The sequence below is a fragment of the Ammoniphilus soli genome, assembly GCF_040813775.1.
The window spans coordinates 1-23,498 of the sequence record NZ_JBEGDL010000035.1 but is presented as its reverse complement, the minus strand read 5'-3'; the positions used below and the strand labels follow the sequence as shown (position 1 = coordinate 23,498).

22 protein-coding genes are annotated in these 23,498 nt (G+C 43.9%); 10 read left to right on the top strand and 12 right to left on the bottom strand.

Annotation, left to right across the window (positions count from 1 at the left end):
* Window positions 1–99: 99 nt before the first annotated feature.
* From ABLT31_RS31965 to ABLT31_RS31950, 4 genes are all read right to left on the bottom strand, one after another.
* Window positions 100–1,701, bottom strand: a complete 1,602-nt coding sequence (locus ABLT31_RS31965) for an amidohydrolase (protein ID WP_367759352.1) — start codon at window positions 1,699–1,701, stop codon at window positions 100–102.
* A 37-nt stretch (window positions 1,702–1,738) separates the two neighbouring features.
* Window positions 1,739–3,040: a branched-chain amino acid transport system II carrier protein gene (brnQ, locus tag ABLT31_RS31960; RefSeq protein WP_367759350.1), complete on the bottom strand. Its 1,302-nt coding sequence runs from the start codon at window positions 3,038–3,040 to the stop codon at window positions 1,739–1,741.
* 185 nt (window positions 3,041–3,225) lie between these two features.
* Window positions 3,226–3,657 (bottom strand): TRAP transporter substrate-binding protein DctP, encoded by a 432-nt coding sequence (gene dctP, locus ABLT31_RS31955; protein ID WP_367759349.1) that lies wholly within the window; start codon window positions 3,655–3,657, stop codon window positions 3,226–3,228.
* A gap of 171 nt (window positions 3,658–3,828) precedes the next feature.
* Complete coding sequence (locus ABLT31_RS31950; protein ID WP_367759347.1) at window positions 3,829–5,208, bottom strand: sigma-54 interaction domain-containing protein; 1,380 nt, start codon at window positions 5,206–5,208, stop codon at window positions 3,829–3,831.
* Between the two features lie 188 nt (window positions 5,209–5,396).
* On the opposite strand from ABLT31_RS31950, the gene ABLT31_RS31945 reads away from it, so the two are divergent.
* From ABLT31_RS31945 to ABLT31_RS31930, 4 genes are read left to right on the top strand one after another with little or no spacing between them, the layout of a single operon-like run.
* Entirely contained in the window at window positions 5,397–5,900 is a 504-nt protein-coding gene (locus tag ABLT31_RS31945) for a DUF2243 domain-containing protein (protein WP_367759345.1), read from the top strand.
* Window positions 5,890–6,660: a cytochrome c oxidase assembly protein gene (locus tag ABLT31_RS31940; RefSeq protein WP_367759343.1), complete on the top strand. Its 771-nt coding sequence runs from the start codon at window positions 5,890–5,892 to the stop codon at window positions 6,658–6,660. Before ABLT31_RS31945 ends, ABLT31_RS31940 begins: the two co-directional genes overlap by 11 nt.
* Before the next feature lie 40 nt (window positions 6,661–6,700).
* The gene (locus tag ABLT31_RS31935) at window positions 6,701–6,859 is read left to right on the top strand and encodes a hypothetical protein (protein WP_367759341.1); all 159 of its coding nucleotides are present in this window, start codon (window positions 6,701–6,703) and stop codon (window positions 6,857–6,859) included.
* Window positions 6,860–6,875: 16 nt separating this feature from the next.
* Window positions 6,876–7,037, top strand: coding sequence for a hypothetical protein (locus tag ABLT31_RS31930; protein WP_367759339.1), 162 nt, complete (start codon window positions 6,876–6,878; stop codon window positions 7,035–7,037).
* A 21-nt stretch (window positions 7,038–7,058) separates the two neighbouring features.
* Here ABLT31_RS31930 and ABLT31_RS31925 read toward each other — a convergent pair whose 3' ends face one another.
* The 3 genes from ABLT31_RS31925 to rnjA form a co-directional block, all read right to left on the bottom strand.
* Entirely contained in the window at window positions 7,059–8,111 is a 1,053-nt protein-coding gene (locus ABLT31_RS31925; RefSeq protein WP_367759409.1) for a potassium channel family protein, read from the bottom strand.
* 177 nt (window positions 8,112–8,288) lie between these two features.
* Window positions 8,289–8,396 (bottom strand): GapA-binding peptide SR1P, encoded by a 108-nt coding sequence (locus ABLT31_RS31920; protein ID WP_367759337.1) that lies wholly within the window; start codon window positions 8,394–8,396, stop codon window positions 8,289–8,291.
* A 161-nt stretch (window positions 8,397–8,557) separates the two neighbouring features.
* Complete coding sequence (gene rnjA / locus ABLT31_RS31915) at window positions 8,558–10,270, bottom strand: ribonuclease J1 (RefSeq protein WP_367759335.1); 1,713 nt, start codon at window positions 10,268–10,270, stop codon at window positions 8,558–8,560.
* A 363-nt stretch (window positions 10,271–10,633) separates the two neighbouring features.
* On the opposite strand from rnjA, the gene ABLT31_RS31910 reads away from it, so the two are divergent.
* Window positions 10,634–11,158, top strand: a complete 525-nt coding sequence (locus ABLT31_RS31910) for an NUDIX hydrolase (protein ID WP_367759333.1) — start codon at window positions 10,634–10,636, stop codon at window positions 11,156–11,158.
* A 43-nt stretch (window positions 11,159–11,201) separates the two neighbouring features.
* Here the strand turns inward: ABLT31_RS31910 and ABLT31_RS31905 are convergent, their stop codons facing one another.
* On the bottom strand, window positions 11,202–11,987 hold the full coding sequence (locus ABLT31_RS31905; protein WP_367759331.1) for a TerC family protein: 786 nt from the start codon (window positions 11,985–11,987) through the stop codon (window positions 11,202–11,204).
* Window positions 11,988–12,911: 924 nt separating this feature from the next.
* Here ABLT31_RS31905 and ABLT31_RS31900 point away from each other — a divergent pair.
* The 3 genes from ABLT31_RS31900 to ABLT31_RS31890 are packed head-to-tail and all read left to right on the top strand — an operon-like array spanning window position 12,912 to window position 16,576.
* Complete coding sequence (locus ABLT31_RS31900) at window positions 12,912–14,177, top strand: MFS transporter (protein WP_367759330.1); 1,266 nt, start codon at window positions 12,912–12,914, stop codon at window positions 14,175–14,177.
* Between the two features lie 55 nt (window positions 14,178–14,232).
* Window positions 14,233–15,411: a M20 metallopeptidase family protein gene (locus tag ABLT31_RS31895; protein WP_367759328.1), complete on the top strand. Its 1,179-nt coding sequence runs from the start codon at window positions 14,233–14,235 to the stop codon at window positions 15,409–15,411.
* Between the two features lie 49 nt (window positions 15,412–15,460).
* Window positions 15,461–16,576 carry a M20 metallopeptidase family protein gene (locus tag ABLT31_RS31890; RefSeq protein WP_367759326.1) on the top strand — a complete coding sequence of 372 codons (1,116 nt, stop codon included), beginning with the start codon at window positions 15,461–15,463 and terminating at the stop codon, window positions 16,574–16,576.
* 160 nt (window positions 16,577–16,736) lie between these two features.
* Here ABLT31_RS31890 and lpdA read toward each other — a convergent pair whose 3' ends face one another.
* Genes lpdA through pdhA form a run of 4 tightly spaced genes read right to left on the bottom strand, consistent with a single transcriptional unit; the run spans window position 16,737 to window position 21,528 of the window.
* Window positions 16,737–18,161, bottom strand: coding sequence for a dihydrolipoyl dehydrogenase (gene lpdA, locus ABLT31_RS31885; protein ID WP_367759324.1), 1,425 nt, complete (start codon window positions 18,159–18,161; stop codon window positions 16,737–16,739).
* On the bottom strand, window positions 18,162–19,403 hold the full coding sequence (locus ABLT31_RS31880) for a dihydrolipoamide acetyltransferase family protein (RefSeq protein WP_367759322.1): 1,242 nt from the start codon (window positions 19,401–19,403) through the stop codon (window positions 18,162–18,164).
* A gap of 29 nt (window positions 19,404–19,432) precedes the next feature.
* Window positions 19,433–20,416, bottom strand: coding sequence for an alpha-ketoacid dehydrogenase subunit beta (locus ABLT31_RS31875; protein ID WP_367759320.1), 984 nt, complete (start codon window positions 20,414–20,416; stop codon window positions 19,433–19,435).
* 2 nt (window positions 20,417–20,418) lie between these two features.
* Window positions 20,419–21,528 carry a pyruvate dehydrogenase (acetyl-transferring) E1 component subunit alpha gene (gene pdhA, locus ABLT31_RS31870; RefSeq protein ID WP_367759319.1) on the bottom strand — a complete coding sequence of 370 codons (1,110 nt, stop codon included), beginning with the start codon at window positions 21,526–21,528 and terminating at the stop codon, window positions 20,419–20,421.
* 278 nt (window positions 21,529–21,806) lie between these two features.
* Between pdhA and ABLT31_RS31865 the strand changes: the two genes are divergently transcribed.
* Complete coding sequence (locus tag ABLT31_RS31865; protein WP_367759317.1) at window positions 21,807–22,253, top strand: Lrp/AsnC family transcriptional regulator; 447 nt, start codon at window positions 21,807–21,809, stop codon at window positions 22,251–22,253.
* A gap of 257 nt (window positions 22,254–22,510) precedes the next feature.
* Window positions 22,511–23,110: a nitroreductase family protein gene (locus tag ABLT31_RS31860; RefSeq protein ID WP_367759315.1), complete on the top strand. Its 600-nt coding sequence runs from the start codon at window positions 22,511–22,513 to the stop codon at window positions 23,108–23,110.
* Window positions 23,111–23,498: the final 388 nt, after the last annotated feature.

The following is a 23,498-nucleotide window of genomic DNA, read 5'->3' as shown; positions in this document are numbered from 1 at the left end:
TGTCCTGGACATCCTTTTTCCTATACTCTTATAGTAACATGACAAGAAAAAGAAATTCACAGCAAAGGAGGATAGGGGATCGTTCCCCCATTCTCCTGCTTATTTCTTCTTATAAACCAACTGACCGCCCATATAGGTTTCTTCAACACGGACCTCATCAATCTTTTCCGGAGCAAGCTCCAAAATATCCCGGTCTAGTACAATAAAGTCAGCGTGATAGCCTAGCTTAAGCTGTCCGATATCAGGAATTCTGGTAATTTCCTGGGCTCCTCGAGTATAAAGCGTGATGGCGGTTGGTACATCTACGCGTTGTTCCTGACCGGTGTCGGTCCCGTCGTATGCTTTGCGCGTAACGGCCGACTTGATGGCCACAAACGGATCCACAGGATCCGCCCAAGCTGTTGCAGGGGCATCGGAAGAAAATGCAACCTTAATCCCTGCCTCCAACATGGTTTTAACCGGATACGTACGCTTGGTTCGCTCCGCCCCCAAGTTATTCAGGTAGCTCTCAATTTCCGCGTATAAGAAGATCGGTTGGGGAACAAAGCCCATTCCCATTTCGGCCGCCCGCTGTATCGCTTGTTTCGTTGGCATTGCAGCGTGCTCAATTCGGATGGAAGGTGCATCGGAGAGCCAGCCCTTTCTGCCATAAAACGTATTGACAATCAAATCGATGGCTTGCTCACCCATAGCATGCACAACCAATTGAATTTGGTGGCGTTCAGCAAACTCTGCCGCCTCCAGCAATTCTTGCTCGGAAATCGTGCAGATTCCGTAATTTTCATCGTCTCCCAAGAACGGCGGATCCACCCAAGCTGTCCGTCCAGACACGCTGCCATCGGAGAATAACTTTACGCCTCCAATATGGATGGGGTTTTCATTATTGATCTGGTTTTTGTCTAAGACGCCAAGTTTCTTTAAATCCTCCCACATGTAGTAAAGAACGGTACGTTGCTTGAGTCCTTTTTCGCGAGCAGCCTGGTACATTTCTAAGTAGTCGATCGGCTGGCTCAAACCCATGAGATCGGTTATCGCTGTAATGCCATGAGCAAGAAGGTTAGGACTTAGTTCAGCCAATAAAGTCGTATTCTCCTCTATCGTTTGCGGAGGCATCACCTTGGCTACTAAGTCTTTTGCGCTTTCTCGCAAGACGCCAGTTGGTTCGCCGTTCTTGTCTTTATCAATCATGCCGCCCGGAGGATTCGGCGTATTTTTATCAATCCCTGCCATTTGCAAAGCCAAACTATTGACAACGGCAATGTGGGCGCATGTGCGGGTGACGATTACAGGAACATCTGGGGCAGCCTGATCCAGATCCCAGCGATTAGGAGATCGTCCTTCTGTCAATTTCCCTTCATCATACCCCCAAGAGCGTATCCACCCTTCTTTGCCTTGAGCTTCCCGCTGTTTGCGGATTTCATTCTGCAATTCTTCAATAGAGTTGATGATTGGAGGTGTGCAGGCAATTTGCTTCGCTGCGTCAGCCAAGTACAAGGGATGCAAGTGAGCATCGATAAAGCCTGGTAGCACCCTTCTCCCTTGAAGGTCAATATATTCCCTATCATTCGCCTGGACATCCGCATGATCTCCAATCCAAGCGATTCGGCCATCACGGACAACCATCGCAGCAGCGTATGGTTGTTCCGGGTTGGAAGTAAAGATGCGGCCATTGATAAAAATACACTCATTTGTTTTGCTCATACCATCATTTCCTTCCATCTCTATATATCGTGCTGTATTATGAAGCCTTCGGTAATTTTTCAGTCTTGGAAGGGCTTAAGAACGTCCCAAAGATAAACCCGATAATGGATGGGATGACCCAGGAAAATCCATTTGCGCTAAAAGGAAGCAGCGAAATCAGGGAGTTAAAGGATTCTACTTCACCAACTATCCCGATGGTTTCAACGACACTTACAATAATGGTTAATATGGCGGCTCCTTTATAGGCTCCAGCGTTCGGCATATATTTGCGGAATAGCCCAAGAAAAACTAATACAATGGAAACCGGATACAGGGCTAAGAACAAAGGCAGTGCGAAGTTGATGATGTTCTCCACTCCTAGCGATCCGAGGATACTCCCAACTACGCAGTAGAAGAGTACCCAATTGCGATAACTTACCCTATGGCTGGTCAGATTGCTAAGAAAGTCGGCGCTGGCTACAGTAAGGCCGATGGCTGTTGTTAGGCAGGCTAACGAGACCGCCAATGCCAATATAATTGTTCCGGAGCTGCCGAGCAGTTTTTCAACTAACCCCGTTACGAGTGCCGCACTCTCAATCTCTTTCGGAAACAAACTGCTTCCTGTCGCACCAAGGTATAATAAACCTCCATAGACGAGCAATAACCCAATACCTGCAATAACCGTGGAATTAATGGTTATTTTTCTGATACTTGAAGGATCCGAATACCCATGGCTTGTGATGGAAGCAATGAAAACGGAAGCACAGAGGAGTCCGGTAAATAAGTCTCCTGTTTGGTAAGCGCTTATAAATGCGTTAGAAAATGGATTTCCAAGTTCTGTTGCTGCGGGAGCTCCGATCGGATCAAAAAAACCTTTATAAACGATAAATAGGAGAATTCCAAGCAAGAGCGGTGTTAACGCTTTTCCAATCTTATCAATGAAATTGGACTTATCCATTGCAAAATAAAAATTAAGTGCAAAAAAGACGAGAATCGTAATGACGGGCGGTGTTTGAGGAAATAGGTTTTGGATCCCTAGCTCGTGAGTGGTGGCAGCTGTTCGCGGGATCGTTACGAACATACCTACGCCAACCATGATCAGTACGTTAAACACCTTATAAAACCATGGACTGATAGGATTGGTGAGAACTTCAAATTTTCCGTCTGAATTCAACACCGCAATGACACTTAATAAGGGAAGGACAATACCGGTAAGAACAAAACCTAACAATGCAGTGGGCCAATTCGTTCCCGATACGAGTCCGATCGATGGCGGGAAAATCAGGTTACCAGCACCAAAGAACACGGCAAATAAAGCAAAACCGATAATGAAAGTATCACGTAATGTCTTGTTGTTCATGTTCTACACCTCTGAATGTTTTGATATGGACTGCATGGATTGGTTGCACAATAACGCCTCCTCATGGAATGGATAATATGAAATAATCACTTTACTTCTTCTCAAGAAGTATAAGCAATAATCGCGCCAACTTTTTAACGCAAGGTATCCCTTGATTTTCAACAGCACAGGATTCTGTCTACAAGTTAAAGGGGGAAATTTTTTACATAGGCTGCTTCCCGATTATTAAATAGAAAAGGCAGATCAAAAACCATCAGCTTGGGATTAAAGGAGGCTATCGGGGCGAGAGCTGTTGCTGTCATTTCGATGTTTCCTAGCTGAACAGCTTCAATGGCTTCCCGGTCGGATCCGTAAAGTGATCCGTTTGGAAACAGCTGAATCTCGATTTGGCCATTCGACCTTTCTTTAACATACCTCTTGAAGTTTTCAAGGGCAAGATGGCCTGCTTGCTCTTCCTTAAGCAGATGAGCAATTCTGATCGTATACTTCTGTCCGCCATGAGTTGCTTCACCGTCAGGACTATTGTTAGCGGGTTCCGCAGAAGGCCTGCCGCAAGCACTAATTAATAGAGCGGCAACTAAGGTAGTAGCTCCTAAGACTCTTTTAAACGTTTTCATTTAAATCCCCCTTTTATTTTTCAATTAATTTTTAAAGTTGATACTCTTGCCATTCTTAAAGCAACTTTTATGCCAACGCTTCCTATTGATCAAACCTTTATCTATTCGTGCTGAAAAGAACGGAATAAAAAAAGAGGGGGAAAATTTACACCCTCTCTCGTCAAAAAATCTTTACCTTAAACCATACTTGTCCATTTTATACTTTAATGATTGTTTAGAAAGACCCAATCTTCTTCCAGTCTCCGCGATAACCCCGTTGGAGTTTTTGAGTTCACGTACAATGATCTCCTTTTCATACTCCTCCACTGCATCTTTTAAAGTGCGACCCGTAATATCGGTAAGCGCACTCTTAATGCGGCCATTATATTTGCTGATTCGGCGAGGGATGTCCTCTAGGGTGATGAAAGCCGAAGAAGCATGATTATAGGCGGTTTCGATTGCATTCTTGAGCTCCCTGATATTCCCTGGCCAGTCATACCATTTAAAGCATGCTAGAACTTCAGGTTGAATGCCTTCGATATATATGTTCATATTGCTGTTATAAAAGTCGATAAAGTGTTTCACCAACACTTCAATGTCTTCTTTTCTCTCCGTCAAATTAGGGAGATCAATTTGTACAATCCCTAATCGATAGAACAAATCTTCACGCAATCTTCTTTCCTCTAGCAAAATCTCAGGATCTTCATTGGTTGCGGAGATGACCCTAATATTCACACTAATATTTTTCTTGCCGCCGATTCTTCGTATGTTTTTCTCCTCAATGGCTTTCAGCAGCTTGACTTGAAGATTAATATCCAACGAATTGATTTCATCTAGAAACAGGGTTCCTCCCTCCGCTTGTTCAAATAAACCTGGCATATCCTCCGAACCGGTAAAGCTCCCTTTCGTCGTTCCAAACAAAGTGCTCTCCAGCAAGGTTGGCGGAACAGCGCCACAATTTAATGAAATGAATGGTTTTTCATACCGATCGCTTAGATTATGTATCGCTTGTGCAATCACTTCTTTGCCCGTACCTGTTCTGCCATAGATCAACACCGTAGAGCTTGTTTTTGAAATTTTTTCTATCTTCTTTTTTATTTTTTCCATCGCTGGGTTGATGGAAATGATATCGTCAATGGTATAAATGGTATTGTTTTTTCGGTATACTTTATGACTCGCAAATTTATCTAAGGATTGAATTTGATCTGTAGAAAAAAGATGCTTGGAAAATTCAATTGCCCCAATAATTTTGTTGTTTTCTACAATCGGATACGTGGAATTAATGGTGACAAAGGGATTTCCGCGTTTGGTCATCAATTCTTGTTTAACATTGCAGACGGCCTTCCCCGATTTCAACACATGCATGATCGTGCTGGTTTCATCCGAAAGATTTTCATAGAAAGAAGTGATGTGTTTTCCCATGAATTCTTCTGGTCTATAGCCTAACACTTTAAGAACGTTCAAATCGGCCAAATCGTAGAAAATGATTTTTCCCTGTTCATCGGTTATTAATATATTGTCATAATCGGCTAACTTCTTGAAACTCCCCTGCTCCATATTTGTTATTTTCACGCTCCTATTCTGTCTATTGTCTAAGCGGATTTTCTCCCGTAATGTACTATCATCTCTTATGAAGATTACTCTCTTCGAAGCAATTCGTCGAGTCTCGATTTTTCCCCTATATCTAGTTTGTACCATATTTGGATAGGGAAAACTGGGCTATAAGCACATAAATATAGCGGATAGAAAGGAAGATCCAGGTGTCAGCTCAAGATCATTCCCATCATGCGGCGCGGCAGGCCTATTCCAAGCGCAATGTTTGGTCGGGCTTTTTGTTTGGCATAGGTCTCGTAGCCTTTATTGATGAAACCGTTTTTCATCAATTACTTCACTGGCATCATTTTTATGATAAATCCACGACCAACATCGGACTCGTCTCCGACGGTCTGTTTCATGCCTTCAGTTGGTTTGCAACGATCGGATCGTTGTTTTTGTTTGCAGACCTACGTCGTCGAAATGCGCTATGGCTAACGAGGTGGTGGGGAGGCGTGCTGCTCGGCGGAGGGGTGTTCCAGCTCTACGACGGAACGATCCAACATAAGCTGATGCGAATCCATCAGATTAGGTATAATGTAGAAATTCTACCCTATGATTTAACTTGGATTATCATAGCTGCAGCGATGTTGTTATTGGGGATGTTCCTCATTGATCGAACCAAGCCTGGTTCGCACCTGCGGGGAGGGAATGCCCCCAATGAATCATAATCATCTCCCTCATGGGGGAACCTCCTCTGAATTGATATTGACGTTAGTCTTTATCCTGGTGTCCATAATTTATCTCCTTGCTGCTATTAGATCTAGTTGCAATCACAGAAAATGGCCATTATACCGTAGCGTGTGCTGGGTGCTCGGAGTGCTCTGTGCATCGGCTGCCATTGTCGGCCCTGTAGCGAATGATGCACATACAAACTTCCCAGCGCATATGCTAGGGCATTTGCTTTTGGGAATGCTTGCTCCCCTCCTTATGGCGTTAGCTGCACCTATGACTCTTTTCCTGCGATCCCTTCCGGTAAATGTGGCACGCCGTCTAACCCATGTCCTGAAAACCAGGCCGCTTCGTATTCTGAGTAATCCCATGGTTGCCTCCCTTATGAATGTTGGAGGGCTATGGATTCTTTATACAACGGATTTATATACAGCCATGCAGCAAAACGCTTGGCTGCATCTTTTTATGCACATCCATGTTTTTCTGGCTGGTTTTCTGTTCACTGTTTCCATAATTTATAGTGATCTGGTGCCACATAGGTTTAGTTTTATTTATCGTGCTTTAGTGTTACTGATTGCTTTAGCAGCCCATGGAATCTTAGCCAAGTTTATTTATGCCCACCCTCCCGGCAACATCTTGCAATCACAGGCGGAATCAGCAGCGATGCTTATGTATTATGGCGGGGATGCCATCGATCTGATGATCATATTCATTTTTTGCTTGCAATGGTATAAGGCTACTCGACCTTGCCCTACATAAAAACTTCGTGACAGAACACCCTATAAAGGAGGTGTTACAAATGACTAAGAACCAGACAAATCAACGACAACCACAAGAGGCTATTCAGTCCCGACAGTCAGCAATGAATAACGCAGAACATAACGCAGAAGCGACCGACCTCCACATTGAGCAAACAACCCCAATGCTGGCTGATAAGGAAGCATTTAAAGAACAATAGAACAGGCGGTGTTTATGTGAGCGAAGAGAAAGAGCCGTACTTTCAGGTAGGTGAAGATCTCGCCGATGATTTAAGAGGGTATTATGGAATGGATCCTGAATTAAGTTTGCAGTCAGTTAATTTCTCTCCAGGTGAAAATAAATACTTGAATGAACATTATGAGGAAATGGATGATTAGGAATGCCAAAGAGCCATCTTCCTAAGGGAGATGGCTGAGTTTGTTATAGGTTTCCTCATCGCACACAATAAACAATTTGGCGTGTACCGGAATGGGGTCATGGAGACGGCGATTGATGTCCAATTGGTTTCCATCCGCAATCAGAGTCGCGCCATGATCCAAGAGATCAAGGAAAGCATCTTTATAGGTATGCCATTGGGGTTGGGCGGCAATTTCGTATATGTTATCCCCATGTTTTTTGCTGGTTAACTGACGAAACAATTCGCTGGAACCATGGTGAATGGATGCTTGGGCTACTAGTCTGGATACAGCCTCATTAGAGAGAATAAATTCATCCACATTTGCGTACTTAAACTTTGAAATATGGTTTTCTTTCATTATTTCAACGATGGAATAAATTTCTGTCTGATGATCCTTGGCAAGAGACTCAACCGATGAAGCGATCAACAAGGTTTTCCCGTCAGCAAACACAGAATCAACTACATGATCGTCTGAAAAAATACAGACATTCTTCGATTGAAGTATGTTGGCTTTTAATAAGGTCTCCTCGTCTGAGGGGTCGCCTTGAACATAATGGACATTCTCTTCTTGAATGGGGCTGCGCTCCTCCGATCCAATAAAGACAAAGGCCGCATCCTTCTGAACTTCCTTGATTTCCTTTATCGTATTCTTTACTTTGGTAATATTGCCAGTCAATATATAATGGTTTTTGCCGCTGTATTTCAACTTCCCAGCCTCCTTCAACCTTTGGTAGGTGCTTAAAGAATCGATCGTTTTTCCAATGAGTAAACCGACTAAACCAATTCCAAATATATAAAGGAAGATCATGGTGAAGGCTTTCCCTAGTGAGCTTTGCGGTGATACGTCGCCATACCCGACCGTCACGACCGTGGTCATCACCCACCAGATCGCTTCAAAGTAAGTCGGAAACGTTTCTGGCTCAATCTGTTGGATGATCAAGGCACTTATCAAGATAAGGATTAAGCATAGTGCCAACACCGTTCCAAAGCCCATTCGAATGATTTGAGACCAAATTCGCACAAGAATGTACATTGATTTTCTCCTTGCAAAAATAGTTAGTGCTAATTATACCATTAATTACATGAAAATTTTTACATAATGGGCTAATTTTGTAAGCATAATTTCTCGAGGAAATGCTCTGATCTTGATTCAATATCGGAACTATTTCTGCATAAAATGCAAAAAACGACTAGCGCTCAAAAGTTCGCTAGTCGTTCTTATTCTGTTGTATTACTTTTCATCTTGGCAGCAAGAGCACTTTCCGTATAATGTACTCACTTTTTCATCCTTGATGAAATCGATCGTTTGTTCACATTCTTGGCACACTAAAATGGTCATTCTCTTCATCTCCTTTGGTTTGTTATTAATTAGTATGTCACAATTAAGTATCGGTATGTTATATATTTATTTTAATACCGTTAAGAGAAGATGAAAAGACTGCATTTTATGTCTCTGCAGGACAAGTTTAGTCCCAATTTAGGGACAAAAAAAGAGTTCATCTAAGTGAACTCTTCCTGATCTGCTTCCATTATAATGGGTATCATCATCGGACTCCGCCCTGTTTTGGACGTAAAGTAGGGAATAAGCGTACCCGAAATCTGAGTTTTCCACTCTGCCCAAGAAGTAATTCCCTTTTCAAGCAGCTGAAGAATGGTCATCTTCGCAAGCTGACTAGCTTCCCTCAACATCTCCTCGGATTCACGGGCATAAACAAAACCTCGCGTAATTAAGTCCGGCCCGGACATGAGCTTTTGGTTTTTCATATCCACGGTCAGGACGATAATCATCACACCATCTTGTGCAAGACGCTTTCGATCGCGGAGAACGATATTCCCGATATCCCCTACACCGGAGCCGTCAACCAAAATGGTTCCAACGGGCATGTTAGGATTAGATTTTTCCTTGTTTTTTGCAATACTTACTTTAGGGGAGTCACTGTCTTCGAAATAATGAAAGACATCTCCATTCTCTAGAATGAAAATATTGGATGAAGGAATCCCCACTTCTTGAGCCAGTTTGCCATGCTGGATCAACATGCGGTATTCACCATGAATAGGAATAAAATATTTCGGGCGAATTAAGTTCAGCATCAATTTCAAGTCTTCCTGGCTGCCATGGCCTGAAGCATGAATTTCAAACTGATTGCCATATATGACTTCAGCGCCTGCACGGAAAAGCAGGTCAATGGAACGATTAATGGCAATATCATTACCTGGTATAGGAGAAGAAGAAAACACCACAGTATCTCCAGGAATAATCTTAACCTGTCGATGAGATCCCTGTGCGATCCGGGTTAGGGCTGCCATAGGTTCCCCTTGGCTCCCTGTACACAGGATCACAATTTGCTGCGCTTTATACCGGTCAATTTCCTTGAGCTCAATCAGCATATTCTTTGGCATTTTGATATAACCGAGTTGCTGAGCGATATCAAATACTTTTTCCATACTGCGGCCAATAATGGCTATTTTTCTCCCATACCGATCGGCAGCATCAACCACCTGCTTTAACCGATAGACATTGGAAGCGAAGGTTGAAAAAAGGATTCGCCCCTCTGCCTGATGAAACAAATGATCGATGGCTTCACCTACGACCTTTTCAGATGGAGTTGCTCCCGCTCTTTCGCTGTTCGTGCTGTCTGACAGCAGAGCTAGAACCTTTTGACCCTTTCCTAGATCGGCCATTCTGGAAAAGTCAGATGGTTTTCCTACTGGAGTGAAATCAAATTTAAAATCTCCCGTATGGACGATGGCTCCCTGTGGGGTATGTACCGTAATTCCCATGGAATCCGGGATCGTATGATTCGTTCTAAAGAAAGAAATTGATATCTCCTCAAATTGCAGGACATGATTTGGGTCGACCACATGAAGCTCTGTATCACGCAAAAGACGATGCTCTTTTAGCTTGGCTTCTACTAATCCTATCGTTAATGGAGCTCCGTAAACGGGCACTTTTACGTCTTTTAATACATAAGGCAAGGCCCCTATATGATCCTCGTGACCATGAGTAAGAAAAATCCCTTTGATCTTTTCTTGATTTTTGATTAGATAAGAGACATCCGGAATTAATAAATCGATTCCAGGCATATCTTCTTCCGGGAATTTCCCTCCGCAATCCACAACAACAATTTCGTCTTTATATTGAATCACATACATGTTCTTCCCAATTTCACCCAAGCCACCGAGAGCGAATATGGATACTAATGATTGGGCCAATTAAATCACCTCATTCTATTCTCAATCATATTTCTAACTGGAGGGTACCAAACAACAAAAAAAGAAAATAAGTCATGGGACAGGTACTGCCCATGACTTGGCCACTCATAGGATTAGGTTCGTTCGATTAAAAACAGCTTAAATATGTTTTACATCTCCGTTAGGCTTAGTTATTATCGATTATACTGAAGTTAAATGCTTTTTACAATCTCATCCTCTATTTCCTATAATTTCGGTTAGAGTTTTATTTTAGGTTATCAAGGTTTAAGGATAAAGGTTATTATCATGATTTCCTATATCTGTAAAACTAATTCTAAGTTAAACGGTTACTTTATTCATCAACAAATGAAAGTAGGGGCGACCTTGAGACTAATAAAAAAATTAGTTCATAAAGATGTAACTAGTCTGGATGGGAACACCTTTAAAAGGATTGCGGCTCGAGGGATCATCTTGAGGGGGGCGGATATCCTTCTTTTATATACGAAAAGATACAATGATTACAGTTTTCCAGGCGGAGGAGTTGATCCTGGTGAAGATCTGCTTACCGGACTAAAAAGGGAAGTTGCCGAAGAAACAGGGGCTAAAAACATTCAGGTCATAAGTGAGTTTGGAATGATTGACGAATACAGACCGCATTATAAGTCCGGATACGATCTCATACACATGATTTCGTATTTCTATGTGTGTACGATCGACGAGGAACTTCATGAGGTTCAACTTGAAGACTATGAGATCGAAAATGGGACGGCTCCGCTCTGGATCGATATCCATGAAGCGATTAGGCATAACCGAGAGGTGATGGCTAAAAAAGAGGACTCGATGGGCTTTTCAATCGAGAGAGAGACTATCGCATTAGAATTGGTGGCGAAAGAACTGGTAAGCAAGTAAAAATAAGCATGGGTTAACCCATGCCCGATTAATCCTAACTTCCTTAAACAGCCTTGCTTTGATCTTCAACCGCTTCGCGTTCATCTTTGGATAAAAACCATCCACCTAAAGCGATCAGAACCAACACGCCGTAAAATGTAAATTTCCATGCCGGCATACTGGTAAACCCTGCCGGTAAAATGGCAACGGCTTCGTGAGAAAGGGTGTAGGCTGCCAGTTTCACTCCAACCCAGCCAACGATTACGAAGGCGGCAATCTCTAGGCCCGGTTTGCGATTCAAGAGCTGCACAAATAAATTAGCCGCAAAACGCATGATGATTAATCCGATAAATCCGCCCATAAAGATAACTAAAAACTGTCCTCCATCCATTCCCCCTATGTGAGGCAAATTAGACTCGGGAAGTGCAACAGCCAAGGCTACAGCGGCTAGAATGGAATCGACCGCAAATGCGATATCAGCCAATTCTACCTTGAAAACAGTCATCCAGAATCCAGACCCTTTTATATTTTCTGTTTTCTCCGCTTCATTTTCTGCTTTTTTAACAACTAACTTCCTAAAAATATGATTGAACGCAATGAACAAGAGGTAAACGGCCCCAATCGCCTGTACCTGCCATACGTCGACAAGGAACGAAATGACAAACAACGAGGCGAAACGAAATACGAAAGCCCCTGCCAAACCGTAGAATAAAGCCCTTTTCCTTTGTTCTTCGGGAAGATGCTTCACCATGATCGCCAAAACCAATGCGTTATCCGCAGCCAAAAGCCCTTCTAATGCAATGAGAACTAATAACACCCACCCGTATTCAAGCAATAAAGACAGTTCCATTCGTTTCTCTACTCCTTCTTTTTGATTTTTTTAAAAAAAGACCTTTGCCATCATAGGTTTAGGCCATTAAAGGCCTTACCTCACTGGCAAAGGTCTCGCTAACAACACTTATCGGTTGCCAATAAAGCCGGGGCAAAACCCGAAATGACGACTTTATTGTAGTGCTACTCCCCTTTGATTTAGTTCCATGTTGAATCTAAAGCTAATCTAGAATTTCTTAAATTTCAGTTCACCAACTTTCATTAAAATAAAAATGACCTTTACCTGGATGAGGTAAAGGTCATTAAATATAAATAACCTTTACCAATCCGTATGGTAAAGGTCTCGCTAACAACACTATGTTGCCAACAAAGCCGAGGGCTAACCCCGAAATGACGACTTTGCTGTACCAGCTACTCCCCTTTAGAGGAATTATTAAATTTATATATTTATAATACATCGAATAGCTATGATAGTCAATCGTTTTTTAATAATTATTCAGTTTCTGTCACCATGATTATATGAAAATCAAAATGCGAAATCAACCATATACTGTTTCATTTTAAACTGGGCCAACACCCATAATCGTAAAAATATTTTTACGAAGTGGGTAAAGTTTTTTACAGATTACGTGTTTTTTTGTCATCATACGTTATCAATCTATCCAAGTAGGTTCGTTGGTCTACATTGATCTTATATTGATATGATAGGCTTTTCAAGTTCGTTTCAACTAAAAATCCACACTGAAATATAAGGTAATTTATTTATTTGGCATAAAAGTTGCATATTACATATCAATTAGATAAAGCATACTTTACACATTGTTTGTATGCGAAGAAAATGTTGTTCATTTGTTAAGCAGAATGTAGCCTATATGATTACGTTCAGAAAAGGAGTGATTGGATTACTGTACTGAATTACATTTTTAAAAAAAGGCTGGTGTGTATGAATAAAAAGGGAAAGATTTTCTACGGCTGGTGGATACTCGCAGCAAGCTTCATGATTATGACCTTTCTTTATGCTCCGATTGCGAACTTAATTTCACTTTTTACGGTACCTGTTACAGAAGAACTTGGAATTGGAAGGTCCGAATTCACGACGTATTTTTCCATTATGGCTTTAGTTTCCATGTTTACAGCCCCCATTGCAGGGGGACTAATGAAAAAATTAGATATAAGGGTATACTTGGCTTTCTTTACCGTACTGGGGGCTATTTCCTATATAGGGTTTTCATTCGCGACGAAACTCTTCCACTTTTATATCTTTGCAGTACCCATGGGGGCTGCACTGGCAGGAGCCGCAATGATTCCTGTATCCGTTCTTATAACGAATTGGTTTAACGAAAAACGCGGGTTATGTTTAGGTATTGCTTTATCCGGAACCGGTTTCGGCGGTGCGATCCTTAGTCCGATTGTTACCTGGCTCATATCTGCGTACGGATGGAGAACAGCCTACTTGACTATCGGGATTCTCATCTTGGTATTACTCGTTCCGCTAGCAGTATTTGTTATAAAATTAAGTCCTGCTGACAAGGGGCTACTTCCACTGGGAGAAGCACCAGCCACTAATGGTATAGAAAAGAAAGCAGTAATGGGAGTTACCCAGAAACAGGCATTCAAGTCCGCATCCTTTTGGGCTCTTTGCTTGGCCATCGTAATAGCAGGTATTGTGGTTAACAGCATGATTATAAATTTGGTCCCCTATTTAACTGATCTAGGTACTCCTGCCCAAACCGCTGCATTTCTATTATCCTTAGCTTCAGCCGCGGTCATAGTTGGGAAACTATTAGTAGGAAGATTATTTGACAGGTTAGGATTAGTCACAGCTTTGTTTATTATATGCGCAGGGAGTTTAGTAAGCTTTGTGTTTTTAATGAAAGGAAACTTATTAATACCCGGCATACTTTTTACCGTATTTTCAGCATTGGGCGCAACGGCTGTTTCAGTAACACCAGCCTATCTTACGGGTGTACTTTATGGCGAGAAAGAATTTAGTGCAAAATATGGGACAATATCTTTATTTAATTCCTTAGGTGCAGCAATAACCCCAATAGTCACAGGATTAATTTATAATATTAACCATTCATATGGATTACTTATCAATACTTTAATGGTTCTTGCTATTGTAGAATTTGGCTTGTTTTTACTTGCTATTAAAACTAAACCGAAATTCGGCTTAAACCAGGATTTCCCCCAAAAAGAAGCGGTGTAAAATAGGAAATTCTAAAAGAGTGGAAAGGATCATGATCATGGAAAATACTTCAGTAATGAACAATAATACTTTATCGCTTGCAGAGGATCTGAAAGAGGAACTAGTCAAACACCGCAGACATCTTCATCAAAATCCCGAAATCGGGTTTGAATTGCCAAATACAGTTGCCTACGTTGAAGAAACATTGAAAAGCATGGGGCTTGAGCCTAAAAAAGTGGGAAAAGCCGGACTGGTGGTAACCCTTGGCAACGGAAAAGGAAAAACGATTTTATTAAGAGGCGACATGGATGCTTTGCCGATGGCAGAAAACACCGATTTGCCTTTTAAATCTACGAATGGATATGCGCATACTTGCGGGCATGATATCCATACCACATTTATGCTGGGTGCGGCAAAGCTATTAAAGGCAAAAGAAAGCGAGATTAAAGGAACGGTAAAAATTATGTTCCAGCCAGCCGAGGAAATTGGCGCAGGAGCCAAGGACATGGTGGCTCATGGTTTAATGGAAAATCCGAAAGTGGATGCAGCCCTTGCTCTGCATGTCAGCCCAGATTTAGAAGTGGGTAAATTCGGTTATAAACCGGGTATTGCTGCCTCATCATTGGATGGATTTTTCCTGAAAGTACAAGGAAAGGGCGGACATAGTTCCGAACCTCATAAAGCCATCGATCCATTGATGATTGTTAATGCTGTATACAATCAAATCAATACCTTAGTGGCGAAAGAAATCGATCCGCAAGAAAGAGCTGTTCTCGTTGTTGGCCGGATGGGAGGAGGCACGGTAGCCAATATCATTCCTGATACGGCGCATCTGGATGCTATCTTACGATCCTTCAAACCTGAAGTAAGGGAGCATTTATTCAAAAGAGTCCAAGAAATCATCGATGCGACAGTAAAAATGATGCGCGGAACGTATGAGCTTGAAACCATCTCAACCCCATCTCTTTACAATAATGAGGAATTGTGTGAGCAAATGGCTCCTTATGTGAAAGAAGTTGTCGGTGAAAATAATTTGCATATCGACAAGGAGCCTTTATCCGGCACAGAGGATTTCTCCTATATCAGCCAGCTTGTACCAACCATGTTTATGTGGGCAGGAGCTAACGGGTTAGGAGAAAATAATTATCCTTTGCACAATCCGAATATCGTCCTGGATGAAGGAGTTATTCCATATGGCGTAGCCGTGGTTGTGCATAGTGCAATAAGCTGGTTGAACGATCATTCCAGCAACTAACAGACCTTGGAAATGTATTTTGGGGAAAATGCTTAAGGAGATAGATATAGTGGAAAAGAAAAATCTGGAACTAACCAAACGGCTGCGGCATGAATTGCATCAGCATCCTGAACTCTCGAATCAGGAGGCTTGGACAAAGCAGCATTTAATAGGTTTTCTTAAAGCCCATACAAGCTTGGAAATCGTAGATAACGGGCTTTGGTTCTATGCGATATACCGCACGGGTGAAGACAAAAAGAACATAGCGTTCCGTGCGGATTTTGACGCCATTCCCATGGAGGAAAAGCTCGACATCCCGCACGCTTCCCAGTTCCCCGGAGTCTCCCACAAATGCGGACATGATGGTCACGCTGCATGCCTTGCCGGGTTTGCGCTGGAAGTTGACCAAAAGGGTGCCGATAAAAACATCTTTTTCCTCTTCCAGCATGCGGAGGAAACGGGAGACGGCGCAGCTCAGTGCGTTACTTTTATCGAGGAAAATAACATCGAGGAAATTTTCGCCTATCATAACATGAGCGGCATGGCTTTCAAGTCCGTCAATGTAATCGATGGAACCGTTAATTGTGCATCCAAGGGCATGACTATTCGCATGGAAGGCTCCCCTGCTCATGCCAGCCAACCGGAGAATGGAGCAAACCCTGCTTTCGCTATTGCAAAGGTGATCGACGCCATTCCCGAGTTCACCTCGCCAAAGAATAATAAGGGGATGGTACTTTGCACCGTTGTGCAGGTAGACATCGGCGAGAGAGCCTTCGGCTTATCGGCGAGCAAGGGCGACTTGCTCTTGACGATCCGTGCCCTGTATGAAGCGGAAATGGACAAGCTTCAGAAAAACCTGGAAGAGCTTGCTCAGGCTCAAGCCGAAAGGTACGGCCTGAAGGTAAGCTTCTCCTACAATGATGCCTTCCCGGAAACTGTAAACCACAAGGAAAGCTCCGACAAGATCCGTCAGGTTTGCCAGGCACAAGGGATTCAGCTAGTGGAAATGACGGAAGCATTCCGCGGCTCCGAAGACTTCGGCCACTACTTGAAGCAAACAAAGGGTGGGATTTGCTACATTGGAAACGGTGAAGATTATCCTCATGTCCACACCTTTGAGTATGACTTCCGGGATGAAATCATCGAAACCGCGGTCGAGCTCTTCAAAGGACTCGCTGAACTGTAAATTTTTTTAAAAATGATGAAAAGACACATGAAAAAAAGTTGCCTCAGCTATCTGAGGCAACTTTTCTTGTATCATATACCGAAAAGCAAGTCTAAGCAGTCTTTGGTACGGCATCCATGGAGATCCCGAACATAACCTTGCTACACTGCTTATCCAGATCTCATTTATTCACAATATGAATCGCGTGACCCAGTGCGGCCTCCGCGGCTTCCAGCCAGCCTTCTGTTAACGTCGGATGCGGATGCATGGTTAGGGCAATATCCTCCACACGAGCGGCCATCTCAAGCGCTAATACTCCTTCTCCAATGAGGTTCGATGCGTCAGCACCCACCACATGCATGCCCAGCAGGACATGGCTTTGGGCATCCACAATTACTTCGGCAAATCCGTCCGTTTCATTGGCAGCCAGCGCCCGTCCGTTGGCGCGGAAAGGGAAGGTTCCAACTTTCACTTGATGTCCCAGTTGTTCCGCTTCCTCTCGCGTGCATCCAACCCCTGCGATTTGGGGATCAGAAAAGATAACGTAAGGAACGTTTGGAGAATCAATGGCACTAGGCAAACCGCCAATGACTTCGGCGGCTACGACCCCTTGTTTGGAAGCTCGATGAGCAAGAGCCGGCCCCGGTGTAATATCTCCGATGGCAAAGATATGCTGTACATTGGTACGACATTTGCCATCTACTAAAATATAGCCTCGTTCATCTGTCGCGACGCCTGCTTGATCTAATCCAATTCCCTGCGTATTTGGTACCCTGCCGATGGTAACCAATACCTTGTCGCTCACGATGGTTTCGGATCCTAGCTTTTCTGTAGAGAGATGTAGGGATACTTTCCCTCCTTCGATGACGGCCTCGTCTACACGTGTCGATGTCTTGATAGTTAGGCCCAGCTTTTTCCCTTTTCGAGTCACCTCCCGGACTAAATGGCCGGCCACCTGAGGCAAAATGCGATCCGCCATTTCAATAATCGTGACCTTCGCCCCTAACTTCGCATAGGCCATTCCCATTTCGATACCAATATAGCCTCCGCCAATGACCGACAGCGTTTCAGGAACTTCTTTCAGTTGAAGGGCTGACGTAGAATCCAGAATATATTCCCCATCCACCGTCAAAAACGAAGGAATAAACGGCCGGGATCCGGTCGCGATGATCGCTTCTTCAAACTTATAGGTTTCAAAATCGCCACCCGTTTCGACCCCGATGCGGTCATCGGATAAAAAGGTAGCCTGCCCTTTGACCACCGTCACTCCGTTTTCTTTGCACAAATGGGCAATGCCTTGATTCAGCTGGGAGGTAATGCCCTCTTTCCACCCCTGCCAAGTACTCAGGTCAAAGGTAACCTGTTCCTCCGGGAGATGGATGCCCATTTTCTTGAAATGGGCTAACCCATGATATTGCTCCGCCGTATGAATCAAAGCCTTGGAAGGGATGCATCCCCGGTTGAGGCAAACCCCGCCTAGCCTATCCTTTTCAATCAGAACAACGGACTTTCCCAATTGTCCCAGGCGAATCGCCGCCGCGTATCCTCCTGGGCCTCCTCCGATCACCACAACATCCGTTTCTACTGCAACTTCTCCTACTACCATCTATCTCATCTCCACGAATAAAAGATTTGGATTTTCCAGTAACTCCTTCATCCGGTTCGTAAATCGGACGGCCGTCACGCCATCGATCAAACGGTGATCGAAGCTTAGAGACATATTCATCATGAGGCGAATGACCCCTTCCCAATCGCGGACAACCATGCGCGGTTCCATCTTATGCAAGGCTAAAATCGCAACTTCCGGATGGTTAATGATCGGGGTCGCATGCAACCCGCCAATCGGGCCCACGTTACTGATAGTAAACGTACTGCCGGTAATCTGGTCTAAGGTCAATTTCCCTTCCCTAGCCTGGGCAGCCAATTGGCTGATTTCGGCAGCGAGCTCCAGGATCGTTTTCTGATCCGCGTTCTTGATAACCGGAACAATGAGACCATCCTTCGTATCCGTGGCAATCCCGATATGGTAATAGTTCTTTAATACGATTTCATTTGTTTTATCATCAATAGACGCATTGAGGGTTTTAAATTCTTTTAGAGCGATAACGATGGCTTTGATGAAGAATGGCAGATACGTCAGCTTGATATTCTTTTGATCAGCATAGGCCTTTAATTGTTCTCTCATTTCTTTCATTGCATCCATCTCTAATTCATCCACATGGGTCACATGAGGGATGATGGAGACCGATTTCATCATATGTTCGGCAATTTTCTTCCGAATGCCCTTCAACGGAATTCTCTCTTCCAATTCCTTTGGAGACTCAACATTGGACATTTTCGCCGGTTGCGTATCCGACTTCACAGGTCCTGTCTGTTCTTGAACCATAGGGACCTGAACCTGCTTCCCTTCTGAATACTGGATCAGATCCGATTCGGTCACCCTTCCTGCAGGTCCTGTCCCGGTTACATCTTCTAGATCAATTGCCATCTCTCTAGCCATTTGACGTACATAAGGCGTAGCCAGCGCCCGAACCGGCCCTGAAAGAGAAGCTTGCTGAGATGCGATTTCTTTTTGCGGTTCCATGATTGGTGCAGCCGTTGCAGCCGCTTCGTTTTCCCCTTGGATCAAGAATAGGGTGGTTCCGACTTCCACCGTATCCCCTTCCGCAAAGAAGATCTTGGCAATGATTCCTGTCATCGGCGAAGTCAGTTCGGCGTTCACTTTATCCGTCTGCACTTCAACAACCGGCTGGTCTTGTTTTACGAAATCCCCTTCTTTGACCAACCATTTGGTAATCTCTCCTTCATGCATGCCTTCCCCTACATCAGGAAGCTTAAATTCCACCATGCTTCTCCCTCCTTTTTATCTAAGATTTATTAGAATAAAACCGTTTCCATGATTCCTTGTTTGACGCGTTCCACCGTTGGCAGGTAATCATCTTCAACGGAAAACTGCGGAACCGGAATATCAAAGCCGGTCACTCTCTTTACCGGCGCTTTTAAGTACACGAGGGCTTCATCGTTAATCAATGAAACGATTTCTGCCCCTAAGCCCGCTGTCTTGTGTGCTTCATGGACCACGAGAGCGCGGCCAGTCTTTTTAACGGACTGAACGATGGTGTCCCTATCGAGCGGATAAAGGGTACGAAGATCAACGACTTCACACTGCCATCCCTTTTCTTTTTCAATTCGTTTCGCTGCATTTAGGGCTTCCCTTAGCATAGCGCCCCAAGCGAAAATAGTGAGGTCGGTTCCTTCCTGAACGACCTTCGCCTGGCCGAGGGGCACACGATACATTTCTTCCGGAACCTCTTCTTTAAATGCGCGGTAGAGCTTAGTCGGTTCCAGGAAAAGGACGGGATCCCGGTCTTCAATCGCAGAAATCAGCAGCCCTTTTGCGTCATAGGGATTGCTTGGCGCTACCACCCGTAGACCTGGGGTGTGGGCAAAAAAGGTTTCCACGCTTTCCGAATGCAGCTCAGGTCCTCGAATCCCGGCTCCATAAGGCGTACGGATGACGAGCGGCACTTCAAACTGCCCGCGCGTGCGGTATCTCATGCGGGAAGCATGAGATACGATTTGCTCAAATCCTGGATAGATAAAAGCGAGAAACTGGATTTCAACCACTGGGATCATCTCATTCAGGGCTAAGCCAATGGCTGACCCGATGATTCCGGCTTCTGCCAGGGGGGTATCCACGACCCGATCAGATCCGTATTTTTCGATTAAGCCTTCCGTTGCCCGGAAAACTCCCCCATTGGTCCCGATATCCTCACCCAACAGCATGACGCGAGGATCTTGGGCCAGCTTTTGATCCATGGCCTCGGTAATCGCTTGAATCATGGTTAGTTTTCTGCTCATGGCTACTTCACGTCCTTCTTTAGGAATGGTCGTAATTCTTCTTGCTGTTCTTTAATGTTCCATGGCGTTTCCGCGTAGACATGGTTAAACATATCGAGCGGGTTCGCTTTAGGATAACGTTCTGCTCTTTCCAAATGGGCGTCGATTTGCTCATTCATTTGCTTCAGCCACTGCTCTTCCTGCTTTTCGCTCCAGACCCCCTTCTGGATTAACAGCTTTTGAAGGCGTGCAAGAGGATCGCGCTTTTCTCGCCATTCTTGCGAAAGCGCTTCCTGGTTCCTGTATTTCTTGGGATCATCCGCCGTGGTATGAGCCCCGTATCGGAAGGTCATCGCTTCAATCAACGTCGGGCCATCGCCTCGGAGCCCTCGCTCTATCGCTTCTTTGACCGTCAAATATACCGCTAAGATATCATTTCCGTCGATCCGTACCCCATGGATATCGTAAGCTGCAGCCCGTTGGGCAATCGTCCTGGAAGCGGACTGCTTTTCAAAAGGAACGCTGATCGCATACCCATTGTTTTGGCAGAAAAAGATCGTCGGGGTCTTGTATACACCGGCAAAATTGAGCGCCTCATGAAAATCTCCTTCGGAAGTCGCTCCGTCCCCGAAATAAGCAATACTTGCATCCTTTTCTCCCTTCAGCTTGCTTGCCCAAGCCGTGCCGACGGCATGCACCATTTGAGTCGCGATGGGAACGCAAGGCGGCATGATGCGCTTGCCTTCAGGGCAGATCGAACCTTCCACATGGCCCATCCAGTATAAGAACACGCGGAACAAATCCTGCCCATGAACGATGGCTGCCGCATGGTCACGGTAAGTGGGAAACATCCAGTCGCGGGGCGAAAGAGCCAAAGCGCTTCCCACTTGAGAGGCTTCTTGACCTTCATAAGGAGCGTAAGTTCCCATTCTTCCTTGTCGCTGCAGGTTTACGGATTTCCGGTCAAACAACCTGACAAGAAGCATTTTTTCATACATTTGCTGCAGGAGGAATTCATCGATCTTTCCTTCAATGGACTCAAGAAGCTCTCCATTCTCCGTAAGCACCCGGTACATCTCCGCATCCTGGGTCTTATCGAACGCGTTCTTGTAATTCTCGAGCTTTAATACCATATCAGCAACTCCTTTATGTATTCGGATTATTATTTAAATAGATATACAAAGGTTCTCTCTTATAAGTATTTAAACTATTTCGATTATGTTTAAATGATAATCTAAAACCATACGGGGGGAACATATTAAAATGAACAAAATGGAAGCTCTTTCCTTTACAATTTGCATAATTAACAGGAGTTTTTTCTTCATTTTGAAAACATAAAAGGATTAATGTAGAATAGGACTTAAATAGTGCCATTCATGGGTTATTTTTTCGCTTGAAAAGAGGTGTTTCTATGGATCAAATCGATGTCCGCCTGCTCGAGCTTCTCCAACTTGACGGACGTGTTGCCATTAGTGAGTTATCCAAGAAATTGTCCCTTAGCCGCCCAAGCATTTCGGAACGGCTAAACCGATTAGAGGAGAAAGGCATCATTGAAGGCTTTTCTGCCAGAGTCTCCCCGAAAGCTATAGGGCGCAATGTCCTTGTATTTATTCAGCTAAGCGAGCTGCGGATTCATTCCTATTCTGATTTTGAAAAATCCATCCAGGAAGACCCTGATATTATCGAATGCCATCGATTAACTGGTGGTGTCAGTTATTTGCTCAAGGCTGCTGTAACTGGCATGGAGCACCTCAGTCAGCTGATCGATCGGTTGCTGCCGTACGGCAATGTGAATACATCGATCGTTTTATCATCACCGGTCTCATTTCGCTGCATTACTCCTCATTCCGTGGATTAAGAAAGAACAGGGGCAAAAAAACGCGGCTGCTTCTAAAAGTCAGTAGAACCGACTTTTTGAGAACAGCCACATTTTTCACTATATGTAAAATTCGTTTAATGATCTACTTACTTCTACCCATGACTCTGACGAGATGGTTTGATCGGATAAGTAATTTAAGTCCAATACAAAAGTTACTTTAAAAGAGTTAGCGTATTGGGTTATAATGAATTGTGGCATATCTGAAACCATAATACATTCTAAAAGGAGTACACAAAATGAGTAATTTAAATTCAGTTGTTGAAAAGTTTCGTCAACCTACATACGAAATCGATCCTGTGTTTTTAAATCGTTGGTCTCCTCGTTCTTTTCTGGAAAAGGAAGTTCCTCAGGATGTCCTGCTCAGTCTTTTTGAGGCCGCGCGTTGGGCGCCATCCGCTTTCAACCTTCAGCCATGGAGATTCATTCTAGCCCGCACCAAGGAAGACCGCGAAAAATTCTACCCATTCATTGGCGAATTTAACCGTACATGGTGCGAAAAAGCTCCTGTTCTAGCTCTTATCATTTCAAAAGTAGCCAGCGATAATGGTCCCAATCGTTCCCACTCTTTCGATACGGGTTCGGCTTGGGGATATCTTGCTTTGGAAGCTGTTAAAAAAGGTCTTATCACCCACCCCATGACCGGGTTTGACTTCGATAAGGCACGTGAGGCTTTGAATGTACCGGAAGATTATGCGATAGAAGCCCTGATCGCCATTGGCTACCAAGGCGAAAAGAACGCCTTGCCTGATCATTTACAGCAAAGAGAACAGCCATCTCCACGCCGTCCTCTGGAAGAATCTTTATTTGAAGGTGGTTTTGGGCAAGAGATAAAGTGATTTTGATCAAATCTTTAATGTATGCTTGGCAAATGATTGCCAAGCATTTTTCATTCAGGAGAAAAGTCTGTTATTAGAAAGCATTAGTTTAGAAGCGAAGCCACTCCGATTGGGGACAAGGCACTTTCGTAATCTTGCCACCTAATTCTGCAATGAGTATAAGTTTGTGAATTCGATGCCCTCAATCGTGACAAAAACAAAGAACTTCGGGAGTATTTCCAGAAATTCGTGAGTTTCCATTTAAATCAGGAGTAAAAAAAAGAAAAAACCTATCCAATTAATGGTGTTGGATAGGTTTTTTCCTTTCTGTTCACAAACCTGTGACTTTTCAATCTCGAGTTTGACACCATGCACTTCAAATAAGCCTGAAACCATTGGGATTCCAGGC

What these genes read in the sequence shown, in the direction of transcription:
- ABLT31_RS31895 (WP_367759328.1), top strand. Translation starts at nt 14,233, where the DNA reads ATGAACAATAATACTTTATCGCTTGCAGAGGATCTGAAAGAGGAACTA.
- ABLT31_RS31900 (WP_367759330.1), top strand. Translation starts at nt 12,912, where the DNA reads ATGAATAAAAAGGGAAAGATTTTCTACGGCTGGTGGATACTCGCAGCA.
- ABLT31_RS31860 (WP_367759315.1), top strand. Translation starts at nt 22,511, where the DNA reads ATGAGTAATTTAAATTCAGTTGTTGAAAAGTTTCGTCAACCTACATAC.
- ABLT31_RS31905 (WP_367759331.1), bottom strand. Translation starts at nt 11,987, where the DNA reads ATGGAACTGTCTTTATTGCTTGAATACGGGTGGGTGTTATTAGTTCTC.
- ABLT31_RS31940 (WP_367759343.1), top strand. Translation starts at nt 5,890, where the DNA reads ATGAATCATAATCATCTCCCTCATGGGGGAACCTCCTCTGAATTGATA.
- ABLT31_RS31880 (WP_367759322.1), bottom strand. Translation starts at nt 19,403, where the DNA reads ATGGTGGAATTTAAGCTTCCTGATGTAGGGGAAGGCATGCATGAAGGA.
- ABLT31_RS31920 (WP_367759337.1), bottom strand. Translation starts at nt 8,396, where the DNA reads ATGACCATTTTAGTGTGCCAAGAATGTGAACAAACGATCGATTTCATC.
- ABLT31_RS31865 (WP_367759317.1), top strand. Translation starts at nt 21,807, where the DNA reads ATGGATCAAATCGATGTCCGCCTGCTCGAGCTTCTCCAACTTGACGGA.
- ABLT31_RS31875 (WP_367759320.1), bottom strand. Translation starts at nt 20,416, where the DNA reads ATGAGCAGAAAACTAACCATGATTCAAGCGATTACCGAGGCCATGGAT.
- ABLT31_RS31965 (WP_367759352.1), bottom strand. Translation starts at nt 1,701, where the DNA reads ATGAGCAAAACAAATGAGTGTATTTTTATCAATGGCCGCATCTTTACT.
- ABLT31_RS31935 (WP_367759341.1), top strand. Translation starts at nt 6,701, where the DNA reads ATGACTAAGAACCAGACAAATCAACGACAACCACAAGAGGCTATTCAG.
- brnQ (WP_367759350.1), bottom strand. Translation starts at nt 3,040, where the DNA reads ATGAACAACAAGACATTACGTGATACTTTCATTATCGGTTTTGCTTTA.
- dctP (WP_367759349.1), bottom strand. Translation starts at nt 3,657, where the DNA reads ATGAAAACGTTTAAAAGAGTCTTAGGAGCTACTACCTTAGTTGCCGCT.
- lpdA (WP_367759324.1), bottom strand. Translation starts at nt 18,161, where the DNA reads ATGGTAGTAGGAGAAGTTGCAGTAGAAACGGATGTTGTGGTGATCGGA.
- pdhA (WP_367759319.1), bottom strand. Translation starts at nt 21,528, where the DNA reads ATGGTATTAAAGCTCGAGAATTACAAGAACGCGTTCGATAAGACCCAG.